Source organism: Nocardioides sp. CF8 (assembly GCF_000389985.1).
In the GTDB taxonomy this organism is placed as follows: Bacteria; Actinomycetota; Actinomycetes; order Propionibacteriales; family Nocardioidaceae; genus Nocardioides; species Nocardioides allogilvus.
In genome coordinates this window covers 947007-972948 of sequence record NZ_CM001852.1, presented here as the reverse complement: position 1 = coordinate 972948, position 25942 = coordinate 947007, and the positions used below count along the sequence as shown (strand labels likewise).

Genomic DNA, 25942 nt, shown 5'->3' with positions numbered 1-25942 from the left:
CGCCGTCAGGACGTCTTCTTGACGGCCCACTCGCGCACGCGGTTGATGCGGGCGTGCAGCTGCTCGGCGGTGGCGACCGCGGCGGCGGGACCGCCGCACTCCTTGCGCAGCGCGGCGTGGGTGATGCCGTGGGCCTGGCCCGTGCGGTGGTGCCAGGCGGCGACCAGGCCGTTGAGCTCGCGGCGTAGCACCGCGAGCTGCTCGTGGGTGGTCAGCTCGGCGACCGTGTCGGGCTCGCGCCCTGCCGCGGCGGCCTTCTGGCGCTTGGCGCGCTCGCTGGTGCGCGAGTGCAGGAGCTCGCGCACCTGGTCGGGCTCGAGCAGGCCGGGGATGCCGAGGAAGTCCATCTCCTCCTCCGAGCCGACGTGCACCTCTCCGGAGTGGCCGAACTCGCCGCCGTCGTAGAGCACCCGGTCGAAGGACGCGGTCGAGCCGAGGGCCTCGAAGGACATCTCCAGCTCGCCGGAGGCGCTCTCGCTGGCGTTGGCCTGGGCCAGCAGGTCGTTCTCCGCGGCGAAGATGTCGTCCTCGTTGCCGACCTTGCGGCCCAGCACGTGGTCGCGCTCCACCTCCATCTCGGAGGCGTAGCCCAGCAGGCGCGGCACGGACGGCAGGAACACCGACGCCGTCTCGCCCCGGCCCCTGGCACGCACGAAGCGGCCGACCGCCTGCGCGAAGAAGAGCTGGGTGCCGGTGGTGGTGGCCCAGACCCCGACGGCCAGTCGCGGCACGTCGACGCCCTCGGAGACCATGCGGACCGCGACCATCCAGCGCTTGTCAGACTCGGAGAACTGGCTGATCTTCTTCGACGCGGCCTTCTCGTCGGAGAGCACCACGACCGGCGACTCGCCGGTGATCTTCTTGAGCAGCCCGGCGTAGGCGCGAGCGGACTCCTGGTCGGAGGAGATGACCAGCCCTCCGGCGTCGGGCATGTGGCGGCGTACTTCCGAGAGGCGCTTGTCGGCGGCCTCGAGCACGGCCGGCATCCACGACCCCGAGGGATCGAGCGCGGTGCGCAGCGCCTGGGCGTGCATGTCCTTCGTCAGGGGCTCGCCCAGCCGGGCGAGGATCTCGTCACCGGCACGGGTGCGCCAGGTCATTTCCCCTGAGTAGGCCATGAAGAGCACCGGGCGCACGACGTGGTCGGCCAGCGCGTGGGCATAGCCGTAGGTGAAGTCGGCCACCGAGCGCGGGATCCCGTCGTCGCCGGGCGCATAGGTGACGAACGGGATCGGGTTGATGTCGGACCGGAAGGGCGTGCCGGTCAGGGCGAGCCGCCGGGTGGCCGGCTGGAAGGCCTCCTGCACGCCCTCGCCCCACGACATCGCGTCGCCCGCGTGGTGGATCTCGTCGAGGATCACCAGGGTCTTGAAGCGCTCGGTGCGGATGCGCATCGCGAGCGGGTTGACCGCGACCCCGGCATAGGTCACCGCGATGCCGACGAAGTCCTTCGAGGTCTTGCCGGAGCCCGCGCTGTAGGTCGGGTCGAGCGGGATGCCGGCGCGTGCCGCGGCCTCGGCCCACTGGGTCTTGAGGTGCTCGGTGGGCGCGACGACCGTGATGCGGTCGATGATCCGCCGGCCGAGGAGCTCGGCGGCCACGGTCAGCGCGAAGGTCGTCTTGCCGGCGCCCGGCGTGGCGACGGCGAGGAAGTCGCGCGGGGAGGAGGCTGCGTACTTGTCCACCGCCGCCTGCTGCCACGCGCGCAGCGAGGGGGCCGTCCCCCACGCGGCACGATCGGGCCAGGCTGGGGTGAGGACGGGCGCAGGGGTGGTGGGCTCAGGGCGCCCAGTCACGCGTCGGGGCCCTGGTTGCCCGAGTCGCCGCCTCCGGGCTTCATCTGCTCCCAGATGTCCTTGCAGTCGGGGCAGACCGGGAACTTCTCCGGCGCACGCGACGGCACCCAGACCTTCCCGCACAGGGCGATCACGGGAGTGCCCATGACCATCGCCTCGGTGAGCTTGTCCTTGGGGACGTAGTGACTGAACTTCTCGTGGTCACCCTCATCGGTCGGCTGGGTCCGACGGTCTTCGATCGTCTGCGTGCCGGGCGAGAAACCGATGGTGCTCATGACCCCAAGCCTAACGTCCGCAGCGAGCGAAGGGGACCTCGGCGACATCCCTCGACCTCAGTTGGTCTCCGGATCGAGGGGTCGGGTCAGGTGCCAGGCGAGATGGCCCGGCTGGCGACGGATGATGTCGCGCCACAGGTCCGTCGTGTCGGCCCGGAAGGCATCGGCGCTCTCCCCCGCCACGACGTACCAGCTGCCCTCCTCGATCTCGCCCTGCAGCTGTCCGGTGTCCCAACCGGCATAGCCGGCATAGACGCGGAGGCCGCCGAGGCTGCCGTCGAGGAGCTCGACGGGAGTGTCGAGGTCGAGCATCCCCAGGCGCCCCACGACCGACCGGTAGCCCACCGGCTCGTCGTCGGCGTCGCGCAGCAGCGCGACCGCGAGGGCGCCGTCGGGGCTGACCGGGCCGCCCCGGAAGAGCACCTCGGGTTCGGCACACATGGCGTCCCAGGGCCGCAGCACCTCGGCCACCGGCACCGGCGAGGGCCGGTTGAGCACGACGCCGAGCACGCCCTCGTCGTTGACGTCGAGCAGCAGGATGACGGTCCCCGCGAAGTTGGGATCGATCAGCTCGGCCGTCGCCAGCAGCAGCGTGCCCGGTGCCACGTCGGTCCCGTGGATCATGGCGCCAGTATGGCGCACGCGGACCGTGCCCACCGAGACGCAGGACGACCCCCGTCCGACGCTGGGAGGGAGGATGCGGCTGGGAGGAACCGCGGGCGTCGGACGAGGGCCGTCACATTCGAGGTGGCCGTCAGGCCGCGTGCAGCACCGCCCGCAGTCGATCGACGAACGAGGCCGGCGCGGGAGAGATGACGCGCTGCGACGCAGGCGCCAGGGCCGCTCGGGCACGCTCGGCGATCTGGGCACCTACACGGGCCGCACGCTCGTCGCGTGCGGACGTCGCGCCCGCCATCACGGCCAGCAGCGTGTGCTCCTTGGCCGTCGAGGCCGCCATGGCCGAGGCCATCGCGTCGTCGAGGGGCTCGGCGCGGTGCCGGTCGAGGATCGCCAGCACACCGGGGAGCTCCTCGGCGGTGGCCTGCCAGGCGTCGATGACGGCGCCCTCGAGGTCCATCGGCTGGTTCATGAGCTCGCGCTCGATGCGACCGGCCAGGCGGGTGTGCCAGCGCAGTGTCAGGGCGCCGAGCAGGGTCAGCTCGTCTCCGAAGGTCTCAGAGACACCGGTGACGCTCATCGGCAGGTGGCCGTCGCGTCGGGCGTCGACCTCGGTGATCACGGCACGAAGGACTTCTCCGCGTCGGTGAAAGGACGTCCAGGTCATGGCGAATCCCTTTCTGTGTGAGTCACATACCGTTGGTACGTACTCAGAGTATGCGACGGTCCTTCGGCATTCAAACAACACCGCCGTGACTCCGCCCACACGGGCTCCGTGGACTCTCCGCACCGCGGTCCTAGACTCGCGGGATGACCAACGCCTCCAAGCTGATCCCGAAGGTGCCGGGGGTTCCCCGGGTGCCGAGCCGGCGGGCGCAGTTCTCCTCCTCCACCAAGCGTGCCCTCGTCGAGGTTGCCGAGGACCTCTTCGCCGAGCAGGGCTATCCCGCCACCTCGCTGGACCAGATCGTGGCCGGGGCGCAGGTCACCAAGGGGGCGCTCTACCACCACTTCTCGGGCAAGCAGGCCCTGTTCGAGGCGGTCTTCGAGCGGATCGAGAACGAGGCCCGCAAGTCGATCCAGGCCGGCCTCAAGGGCGAACGCGACCCGTGGCGCAAGGCCCAGGCGGGGCTGCGGGCATTCCTCGACGTCGTCCAGGAGCCGGGCTACCGCCGGGTCGTGATCCAGGACGGTCCGTCGGTGCTGGGCTACGAGCGGTTCCGCGAGCACGAGGAGCGCTCGACGTTCGCGACCGTCGTGGAGATCGTGCGCGCCGTGCTCACCGCCGGCGAGTGGGACCTCGATGAGGAGATGCTGCAGACCTTCACCCGCATCTTCTTCGGCGCGATGTCGTCAGCCGGCGAGTCGGTGGCCTCGAGCGACGACCCGGCGACCGCTGCCGTGCGCGTGGAGATGGCGATCGGTTTCATCCTGGCCGGGCTCCAGTCCCTGGCCGACGCAGGCGTGCCGATCCCGGCGCCGCAGGACGCGGACACCGGGACCGACGAGGGCTGAGTCCTACTTCGCCCAGGTGACGCTGCCGGTGCCCTGCGGCACCAGCTCGATCCACACGTGCCCCGCGGGCACGGTGAGCTCGTCACCCTTCTTCGTCTCGAGCTTGATCGCGCCGGTCAGCCCGTCCTTGGTCCAGGTGCCCTGGACGACCTGGCCGTCGTGGAACAGCTGCGCCGGACCGCTGCCCTCGAACTTCGTCTCCGGGACGAGGTAGCCGGCGGGGTCGCGGTAGCCCGCGTCCCCGATCCTGACCCGCAGGGACAAGATGGAGGTGGCCGGGAAGTCGTCGCCGTCCGCGGCATAGGAGTTGGTGTTGACGTACTTCCCGCCCTGGAACTGCCAGGTGGTCGTGTGTCCGCCGAAGGCCGCCGACAGCGTGCGGGCCTTCTTGCCACCGGGGAAGTCGGCCTCGGTGCCGAAGTCGAGATAGGGCTCCGGCGCCTCCGAGCCCTTGATCCCCTTCGCGATGACGTTCGGCTGCGAGAAGAGGTTGTACGGCGCCGAGCGCGACGTCTCGCGGTAGATGCCCTTGGCTCCCTCGGTGACGAACGGGATGCCCGCCTTCTTGACCCGGTCGAGCGTGATCTGGGCCGCGCCACTGGTGATGACGTGGGCGCCGGTCGGCACGATCCCGATGTCGCTGGCGCGCATCGAGCGCACCGGTCCGACGACCTTGGGGACCTTGGAGTAGTAGAACGCCGCGAGCCGGGTCATCCCACCCTCGACGAGCTCCTCGACGACCATGTCGGCGGAACCGAGTCCGACCTGCGGGGCGCTGGACGACGTGTTGTCGACCTTCGTGACGAGCACCGGGTGGCTCGGGTAGTCACCCTCGACCTCGAGGCCGGTGAGCGGCCACAGGGCCGGCGGCTCGGGCGTCTCGCCGGCGTCGGGCTCGGCCGAGGACGACGGGCTCGACTCGGGGGCTTCGTCGCCGCTGCAGGCAGCCAGCCCGGTCAACAGGGTGGTGGCGGCAAGGACAGCCATGAGGCGTCGCAGTCGGGGGTGCACGCGTTCTCCGATCACAGGGGTCGATCAGTGGGCAGAAGCTCGACGCCCAGTGTCGCTCCGGCGCCAAACGCGGCACGGAAGGCGCGCCCGAACAGTGGTCCCGCTCACACCGGGGCGACGCCGGCGACGAGGCGGTCGACGAGCCAGACCGTCGCGGTGATCGCGACCACGACGGCCGCACCGGCCGTCACGACCTGCCCGCGGGGCAGCCGTCGGAGCACCAGCACGATCGGGAACAGCAGCGCGACCAGTGCGAGCTGGACGAGCTCGATGCCGAGGTTGAAGGCGAGAAGCGCGCCCAGCAGGTCCCAGGACGCCCGCTCGTCGAGGCCGAGCGCGCCGGCGAAGCCGAGGCCGTGCAGCAGCCCGAAGCCGAACACGACCGGCAGCCGCCACCGCTCCCCCCGCCCGACCACGCCCAGCACGGCGACCACCACGATCGAGAGCGCGATGATCGGCTCCACGACCGCGGACGGCACCGACACCACCCCGAGCGCCGCCAGCAGGAAGGTGACGCTGTGGGCGGCGGTGAAGGTGGTCGCGGCCAGCACGACGTCGCGCACCGATCGGGAGGCGAGCAGCAGCGCGACCAGGAACAGCAGGTGGTCGAGCCCGAGGAGCAGGTGCTCTCCCCCGAGCACCAGGAACTCGGCCCACTGCCGCGACTCGTGGCGCTCGCCGGGCGTGATGGCGTGGGTGTCGTCCTCCCCCGTCAGCACCGTCGTCCCCTCGGTGCCGTCGAGGTCGTGGTGCACCAGCGTCCGGGTGCTGTGCACGAAGGTCTCCGAGTCGGGGAACAGCGCCGAGAACAGCGCGTGCGCTCCGCCGGGAGCGCCCTCGCAGTCGTAGCCGAGGGTGATCAGCGCGTGGGCACGCCCGTCCCGCTCGGTCCGCTCCGGTGCCGCGGTCGGCGTCGCCGTACACCTCACGTCGTCGTAGGCGACCTGGAAGCGTTCGGAGACGTACGCCGCCACGTCGGCCCGGTTCGCGTCGAGCTGTCGCACCTGCTCGGCCGGGTCCGTGGCGCCCCAGGCCTCCTCGCGGAGCTAGGCGGACTTCATCAGCAGGTCGTACTCGACCTCGATCTCGGCGCGGACGTCGACGCCGTCCACGGTCGAGACGTCCACCCGGGCCGTCGTCATCGCACCGTGCGCACCGGCGGGGGCGGCACCGGTGCCGAGCACCAGGACCGCCCCGACCAGCGCGAGGAGCAACCTCACCGAGCGAGCACCAGGTCGTCGATGCGGACCGGGCGGCCCTCGGCGTCGAGGGTGGCGAAGATGCTCGGGTCGGACGTGGTGGTGCCGCCGCCGGCCGAGCGGGCGGTGACCACCCAGGCGTAGGCGGTGCCCTGCTTGAGACCGGTCCACGGCACGCTGGCGACCTGGCCCGACGGCACCGTGGCCTCGCCGATCACGGTCGTCGGCGCGTAGACCGCGACCGAGTCGGTCTCGAGGCTGGTGGTGCGGCTGGTGAGGTCGACCGGCAGCACCATCGTGTCCTCCTGGCCGTTGTAGCGCTTGTCGATGTCGAACTCGGTTGCCCCGAAGTCGTCGAGCAGCGGCGAGTAGGTGTCGACCGACATCTCGCCGCGGTCGACGTCGAACTGCAGCATCCGGAAGAAGCTGGCGCCGAAGCGCAGCTGGTCCTGGGGGCTGTAGCCGCCGACCTCGGTGAGCCCGAGGCGGCCCGCGGAGACGGTGTAGAACTGGTAGTCCGCCAGCAGCTCGACGACGCCGTTGCCGATCGCGCCGACCTGCGGCTTCACGTTGGTGCCGACACCGTGCTCGTGTCCGGCGAGGATCAAGAACACGTTGGGGTTGTCGCTCACGATCGTGTTGAAGAGCATCGCGCCGTCAGGTGCGGAGAACGTCGACCCGCGCCCGTCCGGGCTCTTCGACGGCTTGATGTAGTCGTGGGAGAGCAGGATCCCGTTGCGGCCCGGGAAGCGCTTGAAGATCCCGTCCGCCCACTCCGCCTCGTCCCGGGTCACGCCGTAGGACAGGCCGACGACCACGAAGTCGATCCCGCCCGCGGAGAACAGGTCGAAGTGGTTCTGGTTGTCGCCCGGCTGCCACGGGCCGCCGTAGGACGCGTCCTGCCACCGCTTCGCAGCCTCGGAGTAGCGGTCGGGGCCGTAGTAGCGGTTGTAGATCGCCTCGGGTCCGTCCTCGGTGCCCGACTGGTTGTCGTGGTTGCCCGCGATCACGCCGTTGGCGACGCCCGCGTCGTCGAGCACCCGCTGCTGGCGCGACGAGACCTCCATCTCGCCGACGGCCTGCTGCTGCATGGCCGGGGTCGCGGGCTTGCGGATGTTGTTCTCGATGATGTCGCCGGTGTGGGCGACGTAGGCGATCTTGCGCTGCTCGGCGTTCGCCGCGACCCAGCGGGTCACGTCGCCGTACGCCTTCTCCCAGATCGCGCGCTCCTCGGCCGTCTCCTGCTCGACCGCGCCCTCGGACAGGTACTGCGTGTCGGTGTAGTGGACGAGCGAGAAGTCGTAGCCGGCCGGGTCGTCGAAGCCGGCCTTGCCGCTGGCGTCGAGGTCGTCGGCGAAGGGGTCCTCGCCGGTGACGAGGACGTGCACGAGCTGCCCGTCGAGGTAGCGCCCGTTGACGGTCGCCGTCAGCACGGTCGGCGCGTCGGCCGCTCCGCGCGCGGCGGACACCGGGTCCCACCTCTGCGCCTGGAGGTTCCACGCGTGCAGGACGGCGCGCCGGGCCGGGTCGATCGTGCCCTCCCAGCGCAGCACCGGTGCGGTCACCTTGCCCTTGATGGCGACGTCGAAGCGCTGGTAGGCGACGTCCGTGGCCGCCGCGGACGACAGCGTGCCGGCGTCACCGGGCGCCAGCACCTTGGTGCTCCCGATCCGCTGCTCCCCCGGGATCTGCAACGTGGTCGGCGCCTGGTCGGTGGTGCCCTGCCAGCCCTGGGTCGGGGTGAGGATCTGCGCCTGCGCGAAGGTCGCGGTCACCGGGCCGCCGTCGGGCTCGGCCACCGTGGCGCTCAGGGTCGCGGTGCCACCGATGTCGGTCGACCCGGAGGCGGGCCTGAGGTCGGACGGCACGTCCGGGATGCCGGCGGAGCGGAAGCTGATCTCGCGGGTCGCGGTGTTGCCGAGCGAGTCGGACGCCGTGACCGCGACCGTGTGGTCGCCCGCGGCCAGGCCCGGCCCGATCGGGGCGCCGAGCCCGACCGGCCGCCCGTCGAGGGCGTACGTCGCCTCGCCCTCGATCCCGCTGGCGTCGGCGAGCTCCACGGCCAGCGAGACCGCCGAGGTGATGGTCGAGCCGGCGGCCGGGGTGGAGCCGACGACCTCGGGAGCGGTGTTGTCGACGACGAGCAGGCGCGTGGCCGTCTCGCCGGTCGTGGACGTGGCCGCGAGCGTGTGCTCGCCGTCGGTCAGCGCGGCGGTGTCGAGGGCCGCCCGGACCCCGCCCTGCGGGGCGTCGACGGAGAAGGTCAGCTCGACCTCGCGCAAGGCGGTGGCCGACGACCCGCAGTTGCCGTCGCCCATCGAGTAGGACGTCTTGATGCCCTGGCCCGTCGCCGTACCGGACGCAGGCGTCAGCGCGATCTTCGAGATCGTGAAGTCGTCACGGTTCTGCCCGCACGAGCCGGTCGTGGTCCCGGTGACGACGGTGACGGTGTTCAGCCCCGGCACCAGCCGGTCGTTGGGGAACATCACGTCGACGCGCTGGTTGACGAAGTCGCCGCCCATCTCCGCCTTCACGCCGTTGACCAGCACGTGGTTGTGGTACTTCGCCTCGATCGAGTTGCTGCCGACGTCGAAGCTGAAGGCCGCGGCGCCGTGGCCCAGGGTCGGGGTCGTCGCCAGCGGGGAGCCGTCGACGGTGATGGAGGCGACGCTGCCGGGCGTGCCCGCGAGGAACGACGCGAGCACGGGCTGCTCACCGGCCGCGATGGTGCCGTCGGCCGGCATCAGGCGCGGAGCTCCGGCAGGGGCGTTGTTGACCGTGACCGTGTGCTCGGTCTGCGCCCCCGACTCGGTGACCGCGGTGAGGGTGTGCGCCCCGTTGGTCAGGGTGGAGGTGTCCAGCTCGGTGGTGAGGCCGGTGGTGCCGACCGGGTCCCCGAGGACGAAGAAGGTGAGGGTGGCGTCCTTGCGCAGCGACGTGTTCGAGCCGCAGCTGCCGTCGCCCATCGAGTAGGAGTACTCGTTCTCCTCACCGTCGGCGACCTCGCCGAGGAGCTCGAGCTACACGTTGCTCACGACGAAGTCGTCGTGGTTGGTGCCGCAGCTGCTCTGGATGGTGCCGGTCACGACCTGCACCGTGTTCTCGCCCTGGACGAGCGCGTCGTTCGGGACCTCGAGCGTCGTGCGCTCGTCGACCAGGTCGGGCAGGTCGATGCGGTGCTCGCCGTTGACGAGCAGGTGGTTGCCGTAGCGCGCCTCGATCGAGTTCGTGCCGACGTCGAAGCTGATCCGTGAGGTGCCCACCGTCGGCGTCGCCTCGAGCCGGCCCTCGTCGGCCCACAGCGAGACGACCGAGTCGTCGGCGGTGGTGGGCGTCGAGGCCACGGTCTGCGTGCCCTCGACGAAGGCACCGTCACGCGGGGACAGCGTCGCAGGCGCCAGCGCGGTCGCGCTGGGCTTCGGCTTCACGAGGAGCGGCTGGGTCGATGCCGGGGTGATGAACGCCCCCGTGGACAGCATCACGCCGGCCAGCGTCACCAGCAGCGCCAGCGCCCTGACCGGTCGGAGGTGGACAGGGCTCGCTGAGTTGCGGCGCATCGGCGCGCGTCCTTCCGTGAAGACCTCGAGAACCAGACGTGTGGACGGGCCCGAACGGCCGGCCGGCGCTCAATCTGGTCGCTCTTCGAGAACTCCCGGGGAGCCGGGTGCGACGCCTCGGCGAACAGCCTGCGAACCACCCTGCTCACGCCAGCGCCCATACCCACGCGCACACCACGCCCACGGCCCACCGGAGCCCCGCCCGAGCCCGCCCGGAGTTACCGAACAGTCAGGTGGCCCCCAGCCAAAATCCCCAGCCGTACCCTTCGGTAGCGCAAAGGGGGGCGAGCCGGGGCGGGCGTCGCGGCCGGCAGGGCAGAACCCTCGCCGGCCTGAAATGACGAACGGCTCGCCCGCTCCGAGGAGCAGGCGAGCCGTGTCAGGCAGCTTCGTCAGGCAGGCGCGTCAGCGCAGGGTGCCGGCGAACCAGGAGCTGGTCCAGGGCGCAGCCACGGTGACCCGCTGGCCGGAGCCGGGCGCGTGCACCATCATGGCGTGGCCGTTCTGGTAGCCGATGAAGATCGCAGCGTGGTAGACCCCGCCGGAGTTGAAGAAGAACATCAGGTCGCCGGGGCGCATGTCCTGCTTGGAGATGCGACGGGTGTGGGCCGCCTGCGCACCCGAGGTGCGCGGCACGTCGAAGCCGGCGCCGCGGTAGCTGTAGTAGATGAGCCCCGAGCAGTCGAACGCGTTCGGGCCGGCAGCGCCGTACGAGTAGGCGTCGCCGCGCTGGGCCATCGCGGTCTGCTGCGCGGAGGAGATCCGCGCGGAGAGGCGCTGGGCGGACCGCTGCCGACGCGAGGCCATGGTCTTGTCGTACTTCGTGACCTGGCTGTCGGAGAGGGCGACCGCGCCGGACCGGGTGGTCTGGCTGTCGGCAGCATGGGCGGGGGCGACGGCCACGGTGGTGGCCGTGACGCCCAGGGTGACGATCGTGAGCGCGCAGGAGCGCGCCATGCGACGAATCGCAGGCATGGCAGATTCCTTTCCCACGCCTGTGAGGTGAGCTGTCGGGTTGGAGCTGGAAAGTGCTCCGTCACTCGCGTGACTTCACCCCGAGCCGCGATCGTCGAGCGACGATCCCGGCGTGGAACCTGTGGGTCCCCCACTCCTGCCCGATGAATTCGTGTCTCGGGGGACGCTCCGGACGGGCAGGATTCGGCGAACCCGGAGCGGTGGTGCTCGAGCACGCTATGCATGCGAAAGCGCCGCCGTCCAACTCGAAATGCACGAAAAGACACCGCTCAGGCGTAGCGCGTGAGCGGTGTCTCAGTGCGGGAGTGACCCCCGTCTCGCCGCTGCTGTGAGCGGCGTCTCGCCGCCCGTGTGAGCGGCGTCTCGTCGTCAGCCGAGCTTGGCGCCGCCGTCGACGTAGAGCGTCTGGCCGGTGATGTAGGACGCCTCGTCGCTGCACAGGAAGGCCGCGGCAGCCGCGATGTCCTCGGGGAAACCGACCCGGCGGACCGGGTTGTGGTCGGCGTTGAGCTTGCGGAACTCCTCGACGTCCATCTTCAGCCGGGCGGCCGTCGCGTCGGTCATCTCGGTGGCGATGAAGCCGGGCGCGATGGCATTGGCGTTGATGCCGAACGGGCCGAGCTCGATGCCGAGAGTGCGGGTGAAGCCCTGCACGCCCATCTTGGCCGCGGAGTAGTTGGCCTGGCCGCGGTTGCCGAGCGCGGAGACGCTCGAGAGGTTGAGGATCTTGCCGTACTTCTGCTCGACGAAGTGCTTCTGGGCGGCCTTGGTCATGTTGAACGGGCCCTTGAGGTGGACGCCCATGACCAGGTCCCAGTCCTGCTCGGTCATCTTGAACAGCAGGTTGTCGCGGGTGATGCCGGCGTTGTTGACGAGGATGTGGATCCCGCCGAGCTCGTCGACGACAGCCTGGATCGCGGCCTCGGCGGCCGCCACGTCGGAGACGTCGCAGCCGACGCCGATCGCCAAGGCATCGTCGGTCAGCTCGAGCCGGCCAGCGGCTTCCTGCGCGGCTGCCTCGTCGAGGTCGACGATGGCGACCGACGCGCCCTCGCTGGCGAAGCGCTGCGCCGTACCGAATCCGATGCCGCGCGCGGCTCCGGTGATGACTGCGACGCGACCGTCAAAGCGACCCATGGTGACTCCTGACATCAAAGAACTGGACGGGCCGACCTTAGTACCCCCACGACCGCGCCTCGTCCCAGGCCAGCACCTCGCGCCAGTGCTCCCTGCGCGCGAGCGTAACCAGCGCGTCCTCGTCCTTGGTGACCGGGTCGAACGTCGAGAGCACGGCGCGGGGCGGGCCGGCATCGCAGGTCGCGGTGTGGGCGATGACGAGCCGCTCGTCGCGGGTGTCCACGAGCGAGATGCCGCCCCGGCTCCCCGGCACGCGGACCACCTTGACCTCGCCGGCGCGGTTCTCGCGGGTGATGAACGAGCCACCACACGGACCGTTGCCCTCGTAGTAGGACCGCCCGCCGACGACCCGCACGTCGGAGTCGTCCCAGCTCGGGCCGTGGAAGCCGGGTGAGGTCGTGGGCCGCAGGCCGGCCATCGGCGTGACGGTGCCGTCGAGGCCGACGGTGACCAGCTGGCTGCCCTGGCGCGAGAAGCAGGAGGCGAGCAGCGTGGTGGCGGCGTGCCAGCGCAGCGGTCGACACTCCCCCGGCGTCGCGATCTCGCGGCCGGTCGAGCCGTCGAGCGGCAGCACGGCCAGGTGGCCGACGTCGGCGACCAGCACCGCCGAACCGTCGGGCGTCGCGATGGCGCCGCCCTGGGAGGCCTGCCCGACCACGCTGCGCTCCCCGGCCCACGTGATCGAGAGGATCTTGCCGCTCAGGGTCTGCGACAGCACGCCGGCGCCGTCGGGCCGCAGCCCGGTGGCCATCTCGCGCCGGGGCAGCGCGAGGGTCTGGCTCGCGCCGCTCTCGAGGTTGAGCCGGACCGCCTGCGCGCGGGCCAGGCTGACGTAGCGCTTGAGCAGGGCCGTGCGGGTGTCGGCGTCCCAGTCGACCAGGGTGAAGCTGCTGGGGTCGACGCCGTGCTCCAGCGGCTGCCGGCGCGTGGCGTGGAGGGCGTAGCGGGTGCCCTCCGGGGAGATCAGCTCGAGGCTGCGCGCCCGGACCCGGAGCTCGCCCTGCCGGGGGACGCCGCGGTCGATCGTCGCGAGCACCCATCCGTCGCCGACCCGGTCCCACGGCACGCTCGAGCGGGCACGTACGGAGCCGGCCTGGGCGGGCGCCACCAGGGTGACCATCAACAGGACCAGCAGCGGTCCGAGCAGCTTCCTCATGCCCCTGTGACGCGGCCGGTGCCCGAATCGTTGCAGGGGGCTCAGTGCGCGAGCGCCTCGCGGAGCCGGGCGGCGTGGTCGTCCATCTCGCCGGCACCATATTTCGTGCGCGGCCAGAAGAAGCCGCGCAGTCCGTCGCCCTTGGTGCGGGGCACGACGTGCAGGTGCAGGTGGGGCACCGACTGGCTGACGGTGTTGTTGATCGCGACGAAGGAACCCTGGGCCCCGAGCGCCGTGACCGCGCTCGCCAGGTCCTGGGCCGCAGCGAGGAAGCCGTCGCGCTGCGCTGCCGGCAGGTCGGGCAACGTCTCGACGTGGGCGCGCGGCACGAGCAGGACATGACCCTTGAAGACCGGCCGCTGGTCGAGGAAGGCGACGACGTCGTCGCGCTCGAGCACCACTGCTGCCGCCGCCTCGCCGCTCACGATCTGGCAGAAGACGCAGCCAGCCCGCGGGCTAGTCATAGGTGTAGCCCCACTCCTCGCAGTCGGGGGCATAGATCCGCGCGATGCGATCGCGGGTCGCCGGCGTGTAGTGGTCGCGCCAGTGGCCGGTGCTGAGGGACTTGTTGCGGTGGGGCAGCGGCGCCTCGGGGAGCCCGATCTCCTGCAGCGCGTGCGCGACGTCCGCGGCCAGCGACTCGGTGCGACCGATGAAGTCGACTCGGCGGCCGGGCGCGAGGAGGTAGTCGATCTGCGGCATCGCCAGTCGCGGGATCTCGTCGGTCCCGCGGAGGATGAACTCCTCGAAGTCGGCGAACTCGGCGACCCGGCGCCACATCTTGTTGCCGTCCTTCATGCCGCCCCGCTTGATCTGGGGCTTGCCCGACGCGGGACCCCACGCGTGGTTCCACTTGTCGATCATCGACCACCACGAGACCATCCGCGCCCACGGGTTGCGCACCATCGCGAACGACCAGTAGTCGGCGATGTCCGGCTCCAGGGCCAGGATGTCGCCGTACGGCGCATGGCGGGTCATCTTCTGCTTGCGGACGTCCGGGACGTGGGCGCGCAGCATCTTGTCGATCGAGTCCCCGCCGGTCTTGGGCACGTGGACGAACACGAACCGGTGGTGGTCGGAGATCAGCACGCGCCGAGGCTAGCCCACGGCGCGGACGGCCCCGGTGCAAGGATGGTGCGCGTGATGGCACTGCCCGACTACGGCTTCGTGTTGCTCGCGCTGTCCAAGACCGCCAGCACGAGCCTGGAGCGGACGCTCGCGCCGTACGCCTCCCTGGTCATCAGCAGCCCGCCCGGGATGAAGCACCTCGGCGCCAGCGGCTTCGAGCGCAAGATCGCGCCGCGGCTGGCCGAGTCGGGCCACGAGCGCGGGTCCTACGAGGTCGTCACGATGTTCCGCGACCCGGTCTCGTGGCTGGAGTCGTGGTGGCGCTACCGCGCACGGGACGGGCAGGAGGAGCGCCGGCCGGACAAGTCCACGGCGGCGGTCTCCTTCGAGGACTACGCCCGCAGCTACATCGCCGGTGACCGCCGGGTGCCCACGCCCCGCGGGCGTCCCGCCAAGTTCATCACCGTCGACGGGCTCATCGGCGTGGACAGGATCCTCGCGGTGGAGCGGCCGGACGTGTGGCAGGCCTACTTCTCCGAGCGGCTCGAGCGCCCGCTGGAGTTCGAGCGCCGCAACGTCTCGACGGCGCCGGTCCGCGGTGAGCTGACCGATGCCACGCGCGAGGCACTGCGCGAGCACCTCGCTCCCGAGTGCACCGTGTGGGAACGGCTCGCCGGCACCGGCGAGTGGGCGGGCGCTCGCGGGACCCCGCTGGCCGTGCCCGGCAGGGCCTGAGCTCCTCAGCTGCCCTGACGGACCCGCTCGGCGAGCTCCTTCGACCGGTCCCACTCGTTGATGTGCATCGCGGCGACCAGCGTGTCCCCGCGGTGCCACCAGGCGACGAGCGAGTCCTCACCGCTCGAGCCCGGCTCGATCCGGACCGAGTCGCTGCCGGCGGCCCCGGGGTGGCCGAAGTACTCCAGGCCGAGGTCGTACTGGTCGGAGAAGAACGACGGCAGCTCGTCGAAGGAGACGTCCTCGCCCATCAGGGCGTGCGCCACGGCCTTGCCCTGGCTGACGGCGTTCTGCCAGTGCTCGACGCGCACGCGCTCCTTCAGCAGCGGGTGTGCGTGGTTGGCGACGTCGCCGGCGGCGAAGACGTCGGGGTGGCTGGTGCGCAGGCCGGCGTCGACCAGGATCCCGTTGTCGACGTCGAGCCCGGCGGAGCGGGCGAGCCCGTCGTCGGGAGCGGCCCCGATCCCGACCAGCACCAGGTCGACCTCCAGCTCGCTGCCGTCGTCGAGGACGGCGCGCCTGCCCTGCAGCGACTCCACCGAGGTCGAGGTCCGCAGGTCGACGCCGTGCTTGCGGTGGACGTCGGCGAGGCGCTGCCCGACCTCGGGACCGAGGGCCTTGAGCAGCGGCTGCTCGGCCGGTTCGACGAGGGTGACCTCAGCGCCCAGGCCGCGCGCCGTGGCCGCGACCTCCATGCCGATCCACCCACCGCCGACCACGAGCAGCCGGGTGCCGTCGACGATCCGCTCGCGCAGGTGACGGGCGCTGTCGAGACTGCGCAGGTAGACGACCTCGAGCTCGCCGGTGGACGCGAGCGGGAGCGTGCGCGGCTGGGCGCCGGTGGCGATCAGCAGCCGGCTGTAGGGCTGCCGGCCGTCAGCCGTCGCCACGACGTGGTCGTCGAGGTGGATGCTCTCGACGAACATGCCCGTCCGGAGGTCGACGTCGTGCTCGCCGTACCACTCAGCGGGCTTGAGGTAGGCGTCCTCCGCCTCGGCCCTCCCGCCGAGGTAGTCCTTCGACAGCGGGGGTCGTTCGTACGGCGGGTGCGACTCGCCTGCGAACACGACCAGCTCGCCGTCGTAGCCGTTCTCGCGGAGCTCGACCGCGGCGTTGCCGGCCGCCATCCCCCCTCCGATGATCACGATCGGCTCGGTCATCGTGCACCTCCATGGACGAGGGTGAGGAACTCGGCGCGCGCCGCGGCGTTGTCCCGCAGGTGGCCTCGCAACGACGACGTGGTCGTCGCGGAGCCGGGGGCGCGGGCGCCGCGCAGCGTCATACAAGTGTGCTCGGCGACGAGCAGCACGCCAACCCCCTGCGGGCTGAGCTGCTCCTCCAGCAGGTCGGCGACCTGCATCGTCAGACGCTCCTGCGTCTGCGGTCGCCGGGCGAAGTGGTCGACGGTGCGGGCCAGCTTGGACAGGCCGACGATCCGCGCCTGCGGCAGGTAGCCGACGTGCGCCACCCCGTTGAACGGCAGCAGGTGGTGCTCGCAGACCGACTGGAACGGAATGTCGCGGACCAGGACCAGCTCGTCGTAGCCCTCGGTGTTGGCGAAGGTGGTGAAGTCGAACTCCGGGACGTCCAGCAGCTCGGCATAGGCCAGCGCGAGCCGGCGCGGCGTCTCCGCGAGGTCCGGTGTGGCCGGGTCGTCGGGGTCGATGCCGAGGCTGCGCAGGAGGTCCCCCGCGGCCCGGGTGGCCGCGTCCAGGTCGCGCACGGGCTCGGCGTGCGTGACCCGGTTGCGCTGCGGGACGACGGACAGGCCCGTCACCGCTTCGCCCGGTCCGAGGCCAGCCGGCCCAGGGCGAGCGCACCGACCAGCAACCCGAAGTCACGCAGCGCGACGTCGTAGAAGTCGCCCAGGGTCAGCAGGTTGACGATGATGCCCGCGAGCCACGCAGCGACGACATAGGCCCCGATGCGGGGTCGTACGGCGACGAGCAGCCCGGCCACGATCTCCACGACACCGACGATCATCATCGCGTCGTGCGCGCTGCCGGGGACGAGGTCGTTGATCCACGGGGCGAGATACATCTCCCAGTCGACGAGCACCTGGGTGAACTTGTCGAGGCCGAAGGCGATCGGCGCGATCGTGAAGACGGTGCGCAGGAGGAAGAACGCCTGCTCCGCTCCGGTGGCCGGCCACCGTGTGGCGGACCGGCCGTTGCTGCTGACGTCGGGCTGGGTGGACATGGCCGCAACTCCGTTCTAACAGAGGATGATCTCTCCACTAGACACCTGCTGGCGCTCTAACGTCAAGTCCCGTATCTTTTAGAAATGGCCACTCCTGCGTCCGACGTCTCCGGTGTCGCCGCCCTGGCGGAACCCGTACGTCGAGACCTCTTCGACTTCGTCGTGGCGGCGCGCACCGCGGTCAGTCGCGACCAGGCCGCCGAGGGCCTCCAGATCCCCGCCCACACCGCGAAGTTCCACCTCGACCGACTCGTCGAGGAGGGCCTGCTCGAGGTGGAGTTCAGGCGGCTGACTGGGCGCACCGGCCCCGGCTCGGGTCGCCCGGCCAAGCTCTACCGCCGTACGGACCGCGAGATCACCGTGTCGCTGCCGGAGCGCCACTACGACCTGCTGGGCCGGATCCTGGCGAAGGCCGTGGCCGAGGCCACCGCCACAGGTGAGGACGTGGCGAGCATCGTCGCGCGGGTGGCCCGCGCCGAAGGTGTCGCCTGGGGCGCCTCGCTGGACGACCTGCCCGGCACCGCCGAGCTCGAACGACTGGCCGCGGCCCTCGACGCCGGGGGCTACGAGCCGTGGATCGAGGACGAGACGCTGTTCGTGCAGAACTGCCCCTTCCACCGCGTCGCGCAGGAGCAGACCGAGCTCGTCTGCGGGCTCAACCTCGAGTTCGTCACCGGCGTCGCAACCGCGACCGGGTGTGCCGGCCTCGCGACCCGCCTCGATCCCGGCGAGGACCGCTGCTGCGTCAGCGCCGTACGCCGCTGAAAAGGATGATGGCGGTAGTTCACAGTCACTGGGTGACTGGGAACTACCGCCATCTCTCATGAGGGCTTTTCGTGTGTGGAGCTGGCGGGAATCGAACCCGCGTCCTCGAGCGTCGAACCAGGTCTTCTCCGGGTGCAGTCAGTGATGTCGTTTTCTCAGTCCCGGCGCTCGCACAGACACGTCGCCGACAGACTCAGTCAGGAAAAAGTCCCGATCACCCCTCCTGACGGAGGTGATCAGCAAGTCCTCTAGATGAGGCCTGGGTCCGGGACGAGGACGGGTGCCCGGTCAGACCCTTCGATCACTGCTCAGGCAGCGAGAGCGAAGTCGTTGCGGTTTGAGTTGGCAACTATGGTTTTCCAGCGATCGTTTACGAGATGACGCTGGCTTCTCGACCCGCTTCCCCTGGGACTAACGTCCCAAGTCGAAACCGATCAGCCCCTCTTGAGTTGTGTGGTCAGTCTACGGGTCAACACCCAGAGCCGTCGCCCGCATTCCCTCAGGGAGTCGTCAGGCTCAGCCGGGAGTCGGTCACGAGCGCCATCAGGTCCTCGAGCGGCACGCCCAGGTCTAGGGTGCGCGGGTCGTCGGTGACGGACACACCGACGACGTGTACGGCGACGTCCTCCCCGTCCCGTCGGTCGATGACATAGACGACGCCCGGGTCCTCCTCGGGCTCCAGCTCCTGCCACGCGACGGTCACCTCGTCGCCGTCGTGGTCCTCGCTCACGCACTCGTCGAAGAACGAGTCATCGGCACACACGAGCGGGCTGTCGCTCGTCGGGGCGACCACGACGGCGAGCGACACGTCGGCGTACTCCAGCTGCACACCCGGCGACTCCTCCCCCAGCTCCCGGGTGAAGACGTCCCACTCGGCAGTCTCGCGCGGCTCGAGGTCGACGTGCTCCTGCACGATCGCGGCGATCTCCTCAGGCGTGATGGGGCGCCCACCGACGCCCTCGTCCTCGCCGCCGCAGCCGGCGAGCAGCACGCACGCCGCGACGACCAGCACCGCCCGGGTCATGGGCGCAGCAGGCTCTCCGCGTTGTCGTGACAGACCGCTCGCAGCCAGTCGTCACCGAGGTCGAGGCGTTCGAGCGACTCGAGCTGGTGGAGGTAGGGGTAGGGGATGTTCGGGAAGTCCGAGCCGAGCAGCACCTTGCCGCCCGACCCCAGCTCGGCCAGTCGCGGCAGCAGGTCGGCCGGGAAGACGCCGCCCATCTCGGAGAAGAAGTCGGTGAAGGCCATCGTGGTGTCGAGGTGCACCCGCTCGTAGGACTCGGCCAGCTCGAGGAAGGCCGCGTACTCCGGCGCGCCCATGTGCGCGATCACGAGCTGCAGCCGCGGGTGTCGCGCGAGCAGCTCGGCGACCGGCTCGGGTCCGGTGTACGCCGTGGGCACCGGCCCACTGCCCGCGTGCAGCACCACCGGCGTCCCCGCCTCGGCGACGAGTCCCCACGTGTCGTCCAGCAGCGGATCGAGGACCGAGAAGTTCCCCACCTGCACGTGGATCTTGAACACCTCGACGGTGTCGAGCCGCGCCTCGACGTACGTCGCCGCCGACTGCTCGGGGAAGAAGGTGCCGCACACCAGCGCCTCGGGCACGCGGGCAGCGAAGCCCGCTGCCCACTCGTTGAGCCAGTCGGCCATGTCGGGCTTGTGCGCGTAGGAAAGTGCGCTGAAGCGCGTGATCCCGAAGGAGCGCAGCGTCTCGACCAGCGCTTCGTCGGTGTCGCGGTAGTGCAGCGGCCACGGGCGGCCGATCAGCGGACCGGCGGCGTCGAATTGCGCGCGCACCTTCGCCATCACCTGCGGCGGCAGGAAGTGCGTGTGGATGTCGATGAGACCGGGCAGGCCGAGCCGGGTCCACCACTCGCGCACGGCGAGCGCGTCGGAGCCACTCATCAGTCGGTTATGCCCTTGAGCCGCCGCTGGACGGCCTGCTCCTTCTCCCGGTTGGCCTGGCGCTCGGCGAGGGAGTGGCGCTTGTCGTACTCCTTCTTGCCCTTGGCCAGCGCGATCTCGATCTTGGCGCGGCCGTCCTTGAAGTAGAGCGAGAGCGGGACGATGGTGTATCCCTTGTCGCCGATCTTGCGCTCGATCTTGTGGATCTCGGCACGGTTGAGGAGCAGCTTGCGCTTGCGGCGGGCGGAGTGGTTGGTCCAGGAACCCTGGGCGTACTCCGGGATGTGCACGTTGTGCAGCCACACCTCGCCGCTGTCGACGTCGACGAACCCGTCGACCAGGCTCGCGCGACCCTCACGCAGCGACTTCACCTCGGTGCCCTGCAGGACCAGCCCGGCCTCGTAGGTGTCCTCGATGTGGAAGTCGTGACGGGCCTTCTTGTTCTGCGCGATCAGCCGGTTGCGCTGATCCTTCTCCTTGGCGGCCATCCGGTCATCTTCTCATCGGCCGCAACTCGGTTCGGACGGGCGCCACGTCCCGCCCCGCAGCGGTGGCAAGGCCACCTTCCCGGGCCCGCGAACGTGGGTCACTCACCTGCGTCGGGCGAGTCGGCCGGGACACGCCACACCGGCGGTCGCCCACCCACATTCCGAGGCCGGGGAATGTGGGTCACTCACCGGCCGACGTGGGCGATCAGAAGTAGTTGGCGGGGTTGACCGCCTTGCCGTTGGCCATCACCGTGAAGTGCAGGTGGCAGGCCGTGGACCAGCCGGTGTCACCGACGTAGCCGATCACCGCACCGCGCTGGACCTGCGCGCCCGGGCCGACGGTGTAGGACGACGCGTGGTTGTAGATCGTCGCGACACCGGCGCCGGCCAGGGCACCGTGGTCGACGATCAGCCGCCGCCCGTAGACGGAGCTGTAGTAGGCCGAGATCACCCGGCCGGACTCGGCCGCGACGATCGGCTGCCCGCAGCCGCCGCCGAAGTCGGTCCCGTCGTGCAGTCCCCAGTAGCCGAAGATCGGGTGGGTGCGATAGCCGAACGGCGACGTGATGCCACCACCGACCGGCATCTGCAGCAGGCCGTCGGTCGGGCCGACCCGACCGTTCTTCACCGCCTGGGCGCGTGCCCGGCGCAGGGCCGCGGCCGCGCGCCTGCGCAGCATCGCCTCGATCTTCGCCTTCTGGCGCTGCGCCTGCTGGAGCCGACGCACGTCGCGGGCGCGGATCTGGGCCGCCTTCTCGCGAGCCGAGGAACGCTCTCCCACGAGGGAGGCCACCGACGCCTTCGCGTCGCTCGCCTCGGCCGCGAGCTGCTGGGTCTCGGCGAGGTTGGCCGCGGCCTGCTCGCGCTTGGCTGCGACGTCGTCGCGCGCCTGGGCGACCTGGTCCTCGCGGACCTCGAGCAGCACCTCGGCGGCCTGAAGCCGGTCGTAGTCGCGGGCCTGCTTGTCGACCATCGTCTGGTTGACCTCGGCGCGGCGGTTGAGGTCCTGGGCCGACTCGGAGTCCATCAGCGACGCGAACGCCACCAGGTCGGGATCACCCTCGGCGTAGAGACGCTTGATCGTGTCGCCGACGACGTCGCGCTGCGCGGCCGCGTCGGCCTCTCCCGCAGCCAGCTCGGCCTGGGCCTGGACCAGTCGCTGCTCGGCCTCGGCCAGCAGGACGGCTGCCGCCGCGTCGCGCTCCTGGGCGACGGCGAGCTTGCCGCGCGCGGTCGCGAGCGCCGTACGCGCGTCGGAGAGCTGGGACCGGGCGGCCTTCAGCCGCTCGGCCGCCCTGTGCAGCTGCTTGCTCGACTCGTCGACGTGGTCGTGGGCGCGGTCGATCTTCTTCTCGACCTGCCGTTGCCGGTCCTTGAGGTCGTCGGCGGACGCGGTCGGGACGGACAGGGTGCCCAGCGCGATGGCGGCCGCAGCAGTTGCTGCGACCACGCGAGTGCGGGCGGTACGGGGGAAGGATCGCACCGGGAAGCCTTACGTGTGTTCGGGGAAGGGAACGCCACGAAGGTAACCCGCGCGGATCAGACTTTGAGGTATTTGCGCGTCAACACGAGTGTCGGAAGCACGGTGAGCAGCGGACCGAGCACTGCGACGAGGAGTACGGCGACGCCGTACTGCTCGAATCCGATCCACGGGATGAACTTCAGCTTGTCCTGACCGCGCTGCTCGATGCCGAAGTACATGAACGCAGCCAGCGCACCGGTCGCGAGGAGCACACCGATCAGGGCAGTCACCAGGGCCTCGAGCAGGAAGGGCAGCGCGATGTAGAGGGTCGAGGCGCCGACGAGGCGCATGATGCCGATCTCCTTGCGCCGGGCGAAGGCCGCGAGCCGGATCGTGTTGGCGACCAGGAGCAGCGCCGCGATGACGAGGAACGCCGCCGTGGCGATCGAGACCCACTGGAGCATGTTGATCGAGCCGATGATCGGCTCGATGTAGCGGCGCATGTCGCGCACGACCGAGACACCGTCGAGGCCGCCGACCGCGCTGACGACGCCGTCGTACTCCTCCGGGTCCTTGAGCTCGACCCACAGCGACTGCGGCATGTCCTCGACGGTCAGGACGGCGTTGTCGCCCTCGAACTTCTCGGCGCCGTAGAGCTCCTTGACCTTCTCGAAGGCCTCTTCCTTGGTCTCGAGGTCCCAGCCTGCGGCCTCGGGGTTCTCGTCGATGACCGCGGTGATGGCGTCGCGCTGGGCGTCGGTGACCTCACTGACGCAGGCGGGGTTGTTGTCCTCGGCGGTGCACAGCGAGACCTGGATCTGCAGCTGGCTGCCCCAGTGCTCCCCCGCCTTCTCGGCCTGCAGGTGGAAGAGCACACCCAGGCCGACCAGGGTCAGCGAGACGAAGAGGGTCAAGATCACCGCGAGGTGCATCGACAGGTTGCGGCGCAGCCCTTGGCCGAGCTCGGAGAAGACGTAGCGAAGCTGCATGGATCTGTGTCAGTCCTAATCTCAGTTGGAGGTGCCGTAGACGCCCTGCGCCTGGTCACGCATCACGCGCCCGTTCTCGAGCTCGATGACACGCTTGCGCATCTGGTCCACGATGCCGGCGTCGTGGGTGGCCATCACGACGGTCGTCCCGGTGCGGTTGATGCGGTCGAGGAGCTTCATGATCCCGACCGAGGTCGTCGGGTCGAGGTTGCCGGTGGGCTCGTCGGCGATCAGGATCTTGGGCCGGTTGACGAAGGCGCGCGCGATCGCGACGCGCTGCTGCTCGCCACCGGAGAGCTCGTCGGGCAGCCGGTCGCCCTTGCCGGTCAGGCCGACCATCTCGAGCGTCTCGGGCACCAGCTTGTCGATGTCGCTGCGTGACTTGCCGATCACCTGGAGCGCGAAGGCGACGTTCTCCGAGACGGTCTTGTTGCCGAGGAGGCGGAAGTCCTGGAACACGGTCCCGATGTCGCGGCGCAGGCGCGGGACCTTCCAGCTCGCGAGCCGGTTGATCTCCTTGCCGGCGACGTAGACCCGCCCCGACGTCGGGCGGTACTCGCGCAGCACGAGGCGCAGGAACGTCGACTTGCCCGAACCCGAGGAACCGACCAGGAAGACGAACTCGCCCTTGTCGACGTCGACGGACACCTGGTCAAGGGCCGCGTGGGCGTGGCCGGGGTAGGTCTTGGTGACCTTCTCGAAGCGAATCACGGCCCCGAGGCTACGCGGTGCACCCAGCCAACCCGGACATCCTGACCCTAGGGTGGCGTGGTGCCTGTCTCATCCCGTACGCCGATGCGCCGGCGCCGCGCCCTGACGGCGACCGTGGCCACGGTCGGCCTGCTCGTGGCGCTCGCCGGGTGCACGGACGATCCCGCGCCGCAGCAGCCCACGGCCGAGCCCACCGCGGAGTCGACACCGCTCGCGGACTACGACACCTCCGGCCTCACGCTGACCCCGGACGACTTCTGCGCCAGGGTCGCCGAGCCAGCGGTCATCGCGGCTCTGGACGGCGAGTCGACCGGGACGGATGCCTGGCAGCCGGGGCGCCGACTGCCCGGGAGCCGCGACATCAGCGACGAGTTCGGCTGCTCGTGGCAGGGCTCGTCGACGACGGCCCGGGCGTGGGTCTTCGCGCCGCCCGTCTCGCCGCAGCGAGCCCGCGACTTCGTCCGGGAGACCCCTGGCCAGGGATGTGAGCGGCTCTCCGCCGCTGCTGACCTCGGCTCCCCCAGCGTCGCGCAGCAGTGCCCGGACGCAGACGGTCGCACCGGCGTCTACGGCCTCGTCGGCAGCGCCTGGGTCGCCTGCGAGCTCAGCGGCCTCCGCGGGTCGCGCGAGGAGCGTGCCGGCGAGTGGTGCGTTGCCGTACTCGAAGCGCTGCGGACCACCTGAGGCGACCGCAACGTCATGGGATCTGGCTGTTCGAACAGCCAGAACCCATGACGTTGCGGTCAGCGGATCAGGCGTCGGCCTTCTCGGCGGCCTTGCGCCAGCGGATGCCGGCCTCGATGAAGCCGTCGAGGTCGCCGTCGAAGACCGAGGTGGGGTTGCCCGACTCGTAGCCGGTCCGCAGGTCCTTGACGATCTGGTAGGGGTTCAGCACGTAGTTGCGCATCTGGTCGCCCCACGAGGCCTGGACGTCGCCGCGCATGCCGTCGAGGTGGGCCTTCTCCTCGGCCTTCTTCAGGGCGAGGAGCTTGGCCTTGAGCACGACCATCGCGGATGCCTTGTTCTGCAGCTGCGACTTCTCGTTCTGGCAGGACACGACGGTGCCGGTGGGGATGTGGGTGAGGCGCACCGCGGAGTCGGTCGTGTTGACGGACTGGCCGCCGGGACCGCCGGAGCGGTAGACGTCGGTGCGGATCTCCTCGTCGGGGATGTCGATCTCGTCGGTCTGCTCGAGCACCGGCACGACCTCGACCGCCGCGAAGGAGGTCTGGCGACGGCCCTGGTTGTCGAAGGGGCTGATCCGCACGAGGCGGTGGGTGCCGGCCTCGACGGACAGCGTGCCGTAGGCGTAGGGCGCGTGGATGGCGAAGGTCGCGGACTTCAGGCCGGCTTCCTCGGCGTAGGACGTCTCGAAGACCTCGACGGGGTACTTGTGCTGCTCGGCCCAGCGGATGTACATCCGCATCAGGGTCTCGGCGAAGTCGGCCGCGTCCACACCACCAGCACCGGCGCGGATGCTGACCAGCGCCTCGCGGACGTCGTACTCACCGGAGAGGAGAGTGCGGATCTCCAGGGACTCGACGGACTTCTTGATCCGGTCGAGCTCCAGCTGGGAGTCCTCGAGGGTGGCGTCGTCACCCTCCTCCTGGGCCATCTCGACCATCAGCGCGAGGTCCTCGATGCGGCCCTCGAGGCCGGTGAACTTGTCCAGCTCACCCTGGAGGGCCGAGAGCCGGCCGGTGATGCGGGTGGCGCTGTCGACGTCGTCCCACAGGTCGGGGGCGGCGACCTGGTCGCCGAGGTCGGCGATCTCCTCGCGCATCTTGTCCAGGTCGAGGACCTGGCCGATGGTCTTCATGGTCGCCTGGAGCTGCTTGATCTCTTGGTCGAAGTCGGTGCCTGCCACAAAGGGCAACACTACGGGGCGGGCCATGGGCCGTCGATTCGGCGAGCCGCCCGGAGCCGACCCGACTTCTCGGGCGACTCCGGGCGGCTCCGTCGGGCGGTGCGGGCCCGACTTGAACGCTCCCGAGTGGGAAGGGGGAGCGAGCTCTCGGGCTACTTGGTGCAGAGCACCTCGGGCGTGGCGACGGCGACCCTGGAGACCTTGTCGGCGGCGGTGGCCGTGGCGGTCAGCTCGTAGCTGATCCGGAACGCGTCGGTGATGTTGACCTCGTGGTCCTCGACGAGCTGGCCGATCGCGAGGCCGGAGGCGAAGGCAACGTTGCCGTCGACCTTGAGGGCCGCGATGCCGGTGCTGTCGCTGGCGGAGTCGTCGGTGAGGGCGTAGCTCGCGCGCAGCTTGAGGCACTTCTTGCCCAGCGTGTACTCCACCGACGACGGCGTGCCGGTCTTGTCGGTCACGATGCTGGCGGCGTAGTTCTCGGTGGCGATCACGGCGTTGGTGACGAACACATTGG

Annotated in this window: 29 protein-coding genes, 1 other RNA gene and 1 riboswitch; of the genes, 4 read left to right on the top strand and 26 right to left on the bottom strand. The window is 70.5% G+C overall.

What is annotated here, in order from left to right:
• Positions 1 to 5: 5 nt before the first annotated feature.
• The 4 genes from CF8_RS04760 to CF8_RS04745 form a co-directional block, all read right to left on the bottom strand.
• Complete coding sequence (locus CF8_RS04760) at positions 6 to 1796, bottom strand: DEAD/DEAH box helicase (RefSeq protein WP_036490262.1); 1791 nt, start codon at positions 1794 to 1796, stop codon at positions 6 to 8.
• Complete coding sequence (locus CF8_RS04755; RefSeq protein WP_010832001.1) at positions 1793 to 2071, bottom strand: DUF3039 domain-containing protein; 279 nt, start codon at positions 2069 to 2071, stop codon at positions 1793 to 1795. The genes CF8_RS04760 and CF8_RS04755 overlap by 4 nt, the downstream gene beginning before the upstream one ends.
• 57 nt (positions 2072 to 2128) lie before the next feature.
• Complete coding sequence (locus CF8_RS04750) at positions 2129 to 2695, bottom strand: YqgE/AlgH family protein (protein ID WP_010832000.1); 567 nt, start codon at positions 2693 to 2695, stop codon at positions 2129 to 2131.
• 130 nt (positions 2696 to 2825) lie between these two features.
• Positions 2826 to 3311, bottom strand: a complete 486-nt coding sequence (locus CF8_RS04745; RefSeq protein ID WP_232211577.1) for a hypothetical protein — start codon at positions 3309 to 3311, stop codon at positions 2826 to 2828.
• 188 nt (positions 3312 to 3499) lie between these two features.
• Here CF8_RS04745 and CF8_RS04740 point away from each other — a divergent pair, with 188 nt between their 5' ends.
• On the top strand, positions 3500 to 4204 hold the full coding sequence (locus CF8_RS04740; protein ID WP_010831998.1) for a TetR/AcrR family transcriptional regulator: 705 nt from the start codon (positions 3500 to 3502) through the stop codon (positions 4202 to 4204).
• Positions 4205 to 4207: 3 nt separating this feature from the next.
• On the opposite strand, the gene CF8_RS04735 is transcribed toward CF8_RS04740, so the two are convergent.
• From CF8_RS04735 to CF8_RS04695, 10 genes are all read right to left on the bottom strand, one after another.
• The gene (locus tag CF8_RS04735; RefSeq protein WP_010831997.1) at positions 4208 to 5191 is read right to left on the bottom strand and encodes a DUF3048 domain-containing protein; all 984 of its coding nucleotides are present in this window, start codon (positions 5189 to 5191) and stop codon (positions 4208 to 4210) included.
• A 128-nt stretch (positions 5192 to 5319) separates the two neighbouring features.
• Positions 5320 to 6219: a HupE/UreJ family protein gene (locus CF8_RS04730; RefSeq protein WP_010831996.1), complete on the bottom strand. Its 900-nt coding sequence runs from the start codon at positions 6217 to 6219 to the stop codon at positions 5320 to 5322.
• 42 nt (positions 6220 to 6261) lie between these two features.
• Positions 6262 to 6435, bottom strand: coding sequence for a hypothetical protein (locus tag CF8_RS21840; RefSeq protein WP_156887153.1), 174 nt, complete (start codon positions 6433 to 6435; stop codon positions 6262 to 6264).
• A complete protein-coding gene (locus tag CF8_RS04725) occupies positions 6432 to 9380 on the bottom strand; it encodes a metallophosphoesterase (protein WP_010831995.1) in 2949 nt (982 codons plus the stop codon). The genes CF8_RS21840 and CF8_RS04725 overlap by 4 nt, the downstream gene beginning before the upstream one ends.
• Before the next feature lie 54 nt (positions 9381 to 9434).
• On the bottom strand, positions 9435 to 9971 hold the full coding sequence (locus CF8_RS04720; RefSeq protein WP_010831994.1) for a hypothetical protein: 537 nt from the start codon (positions 9969 to 9971) through the stop codon (positions 9435 to 9437).
• A 405-nt stretch (positions 9972 to 10376) separates the two neighbouring features.
• A complete protein-coding gene (locus CF8_RS20680) occupies positions 10377 to 10946 on the bottom strand; it encodes a C40 family peptidase (RefSeq protein WP_084622784.1) in 570 nt (189 codons plus the stop codon).
• 4 nt (positions 10947 to 10950) lie between these two features.
• Positions 10951 to 11110, bottom strand: a riboswitch (cyclic di-AMP (ydaO/yuaA leader).
• A gap of 205 nt (positions 11111 to 11315) precedes the next feature.
• Positions 11316 to 12083 (bottom strand): SDR family NAD(P)-dependent oxidoreductase, encoded by a 768-nt coding sequence (locus CF8_RS04710; RefSeq protein ID WP_010831992.1) that lies wholly within the window; start codon positions 12081 to 12083, stop codon positions 11316 to 11318.
• A gap of 37 nt (positions 12084 to 12120) precedes the next feature.
• The gene (locus CF8_RS04705; RefSeq protein ID WP_010831991.1) at positions 12121 to 13239 is read right to left on the bottom strand and encodes a hypothetical protein; all 1119 of its coding nucleotides are present in this window, start codon (positions 13237 to 13239) and stop codon (positions 12121 to 12123) included.
• A gap of 41 nt (positions 13240 to 13280) precedes the next feature.
• The gene (locus CF8_RS04700; RefSeq protein ID WP_036490256.1) at positions 13281 to 13703 is read right to left on the bottom strand and encodes an HIT family protein; all 423 of its coding nucleotides are present in this window, start codon (positions 13701 to 13703) and stop codon (positions 13281 to 13283) included.
• On the bottom strand, positions 13696 to 14328 hold the full coding sequence (locus tag CF8_RS04695) for a sulfotransferase family 2 domain-containing protein (protein WP_010831989.1): 633 nt from the start codon (positions 14326 to 14328) through the stop codon (positions 13696 to 13698). Before CF8_RS04695 ends, CF8_RS04700 begins: the two co-directional genes overlap by 8 nt.
• 51 nt (positions 14329 to 14379) lie before the next feature.
• Between CF8_RS04695 and CF8_RS20675 the strand changes: the two genes are divergently transcribed.
• Entirely contained in the window at positions 14380 to 15042 is a 663-nt protein-coding gene (locus CF8_RS20675; protein ID WP_156887152.1) for a hypothetical protein, read from the top strand.
• 5 nt (positions 15043 to 15047) lie between these two features.
• Here CF8_RS20675 and CF8_RS04685 read toward each other — a convergent pair whose 3' ends face one another.
• The 3 genes from CF8_RS04685 to CF8_RS04675 are packed head-to-tail and all read right to left on the bottom strand — an operon-like array spanning position 15048 to position 17241.
• The gene (locus CF8_RS04685; protein ID WP_010831987.1) at positions 15048 to 16202 is read right to left on the bottom strand and encodes an NAD(P)/FAD-dependent oxidoreductase; all 1155 of its coding nucleotides are present in this window, start codon (positions 16200 to 16202) and stop codon (positions 15048 to 15050) included.
• Positions 16199 to 16819: a GTP cyclohydrolase I FolE gene (gene folE / locus CF8_RS04680; protein ID WP_010831986.1), complete on the bottom strand. Its 621-nt coding sequence runs from the start codon at positions 16817 to 16819 to the stop codon at positions 16199 to 16201. The genes CF8_RS04685 and folE overlap by 4 nt, the downstream gene beginning before the upstream one ends.
• The gene (locus CF8_RS04675) at positions 16816 to 17241 is read right to left on the bottom strand and encodes a hypothetical protein (RefSeq protein WP_010831985.1); all 426 of its coding nucleotides are present in this window, start codon (positions 17239 to 17241) and stop codon (positions 16816 to 16818) included. Before CF8_RS04675 ends, folE begins: the two co-directional genes overlap by 4 nt.
• A gap of 84 nt (positions 17242 to 17325) precedes the next feature.
• On the opposite strand from CF8_RS04675, the gene CF8_RS04670 reads away from it, so the two are divergent.
• Positions 17326 to 18006: a helix-turn-helix transcriptional regulator gene (locus CF8_RS04670; protein ID WP_010831984.1), complete on the top strand. Its 681-nt coding sequence runs from the start codon at positions 17326 to 17328 to the stop codon at positions 18004 to 18006.
• Positions 18007 to 18079: 73 nt separating this feature from the next.
• On the opposite strand, the gene ssrA is transcribed toward CF8_RS04670, so the two are convergent.
• The 7 genes from ssrA to ftsE form a co-directional block, all read right to left on the bottom strand.
• Positions 18080 to 18448: a transfer-messenger RNA gene (gene ssrA / locus CF8_RS21385) on the bottom strand.
• Between the two features lie 57 nt (positions 18449 to 18505).
• Complete coding sequence (locus CF8_RS04665) at positions 18506 to 19030, bottom strand: hypothetical protein (RefSeq protein WP_010831983.1); 525 nt, start codon at positions 19028 to 19030, stop codon at positions 18506 to 18508.
• Complete coding sequence (locus CF8_RS04660; protein ID WP_010831982.1) at positions 19027 to 19911, bottom strand: amidohydrolase family protein; 885 nt, start codon at positions 19909 to 19911, stop codon at positions 19027 to 19029. Before CF8_RS04660 ends, CF8_RS04665 begins: the two co-directional genes overlap by 4 nt.
• On the bottom strand, positions 19911 to 20399 hold the full coding sequence (smpB, locus tag CF8_RS04655) for an SsrA-binding protein SmpB (RefSeq protein WP_010831981.1): 489 nt from the start codon (positions 20397 to 20399) through the stop codon (positions 19911 to 19913). Before smpB ends, CF8_RS04660 begins: the two co-directional genes overlap by 1 nt.
• A 205-nt stretch (positions 20400 to 20604) precedes the next feature.
• Positions 20605 to 21882 (bottom strand): M23 family metallopeptidase, encoded by a 1278-nt coding sequence (locus tag CF8_RS20670; RefSeq protein ID WP_156887151.1) that lies wholly within the window; start codon positions 21880 to 21882, stop codon positions 20605 to 20607.
• A gap of 56 nt (positions 21883 to 21938) precedes the next feature.
• Positions 21939 to 22850 (bottom strand): permease-like cell division protein FtsX, encoded by a 912-nt coding sequence (ftsX, locus tag CF8_RS04645; protein WP_010831979.1) that lies wholly within the window; start codon positions 22848 to 22850, stop codon positions 21939 to 21941.
• 21 nt (positions 22851 to 22871) lie between these two features.
• Positions 22872 to 23561: a cell division ATP-binding protein FtsE gene (ftsE, locus tag CF8_RS04640; RefSeq protein ID WP_010831978.1), complete on the bottom strand. Its 690-nt coding sequence runs from the start codon at positions 23559 to 23561 to the stop codon at positions 22872 to 22874.
• 60 nt (positions 23562 to 23621) lie between these two features.
• Between ftsE and CF8_RS04635 the strand changes: the two genes are divergently transcribed.
• On the top strand, positions 23622 to 24245 hold the full coding sequence (locus CF8_RS04635) for a hypothetical protein (RefSeq protein ID WP_156887150.1): 624 nt from the start codon (positions 23622 to 23624) through the stop codon (positions 24243 to 24245).
• A 67-nt stretch (positions 24246 to 24312) separates the two neighbouring features.
• On the opposite strand, the gene prfB is transcribed toward CF8_RS04635, so the two are convergent.
• Positions 24313 to 25428, bottom strand: a complete 1116-nt coding sequence (prfB, locus tag CF8_RS04630; RefSeq protein WP_010831976.1) for a peptide chain release factor 2 — start codon at positions 25426 to 25428, stop codon at positions 24313 to 24315.
• 152 nt (positions 25429 to 25580) lie between these two features.
• Positions 25581 to 25942, bottom strand: a 362-nt coding sequence (locus CF8_RS04625) for a hypothetical protein (RefSeq protein WP_198016948.1), incomplete at its 5' end; no start/stop codon positions are given.

Coding starts and splice junctions, on each gene's coding strand:
- CF8_RS04755 (WP_010832001.1), bottom strand. CDS start 2,071: ATGAGCACCATCGGTTTCTCGCCCGGCACGCAGACGATCGAAGACCGT.
- CF8_RS04750 (WP_010832000.1), bottom strand. CDS start 2,695: ATGATCCACGGGACCGACGTGGCACCGGGCACGCTGCTGCTGGCGACG.
- CF8_RS04740 (WP_010831998.1), top strand. CDS start 3,500: ATGACCAACGCCTCCAAGCTGATCCCGAAGGTGCCGGGGGTTCCCCGG.
- CF8_RS04735 (WP_010831997.1), bottom strand. CDS start 5,191: ATGGCTGTCCTTGCCGCCACCACCCTGTTGACCGGGCTGGCTGCCTGC.
- CF8_RS04725 (WP_010831995.1), bottom strand. CDS start 9,380: ATGGGCGACGGCAGCTGCGGCTCGAACACGTCGCTGCGCAAGGACGCC.
- CF8_RS04720 (WP_010831994.1), bottom strand. CDS start 9,971: ATGCGCCGCAACTCAGCGAGCCCTGTCCACCTCCGACCGGTCAGGGCG.
- CF8_RS20680 (WP_084622784.1), bottom strand. CDS start 10,946: ATGCCTGCGATTCGTCGCATGGCGCGCTCCTGCGCGCTCACGATCGTC.
- CF8_RS04710 (WP_010831992.1), bottom strand. CDS start 12,083: ATGGGTCGCTTTGACGGTCGCGTCGCAGTCATCACCGGAGCCGCGCGC.
- CF8_RS04705 (WP_010831991.1), bottom strand. CDS start 13,239: ATGAGGAAGCTGCTCGGACCGCTGCTGGTCCTGTTGATGGTCACCCTG.
- CF8_RS04700 (WP_036490256.1), bottom strand. CDS start 13,703: ATGACTAGCCCGCGGGCTGGCTGCGTCTTCTGCCAGATCGTGAGCGGC.
- CF8_RS04685 (WP_010831987.1), bottom strand. CDS start 16,202: ATGACCGAGCCGATCGTGATCATCGGAGGGGGGATGGCGGCCGGCAAC.
- CF8_RS04675 (WP_010831985.1), bottom strand. CDS start 17,241: ATGTCCACCCAGCCCGACGTCAGCAGCAACGGCCGGTCCGCCACACGG.
- CF8_RS04670 (WP_010831984.1), top strand. CDS start 17,326: ATGGCCACTCCTGCGTCCGACGTCTCCGGTGTCGCCGCCCTGGCGGAA.
- CF8_RS04665 (WP_010831983.1), bottom strand. CDS start 19,030: ATGACCCGGGCGGTGCTGGTCGTCGCGGCGTGCGTGCTGCTCGCCGGC.
- CF8_RS04660 (WP_010831982.1), bottom strand. CDS start 19,911: ATGAGTGGCTCCGACGCGCTCGCCGTGCGCGAGTGGTGGACCCGGCTC.
- smpB (WP_010831981.1), bottom strand. CDS start 20,399: ATGGCCGCCAAGGAGAAGGATCAGCGCAACCGGCTGATCGCGCAGAAC.
- ftsX (WP_010831979.1), bottom strand. CDS start 22,850: ATGCAGCTTCGCTACGTCTTCTCCGAGCTCGGCCAAGGGCTGCGCCGC.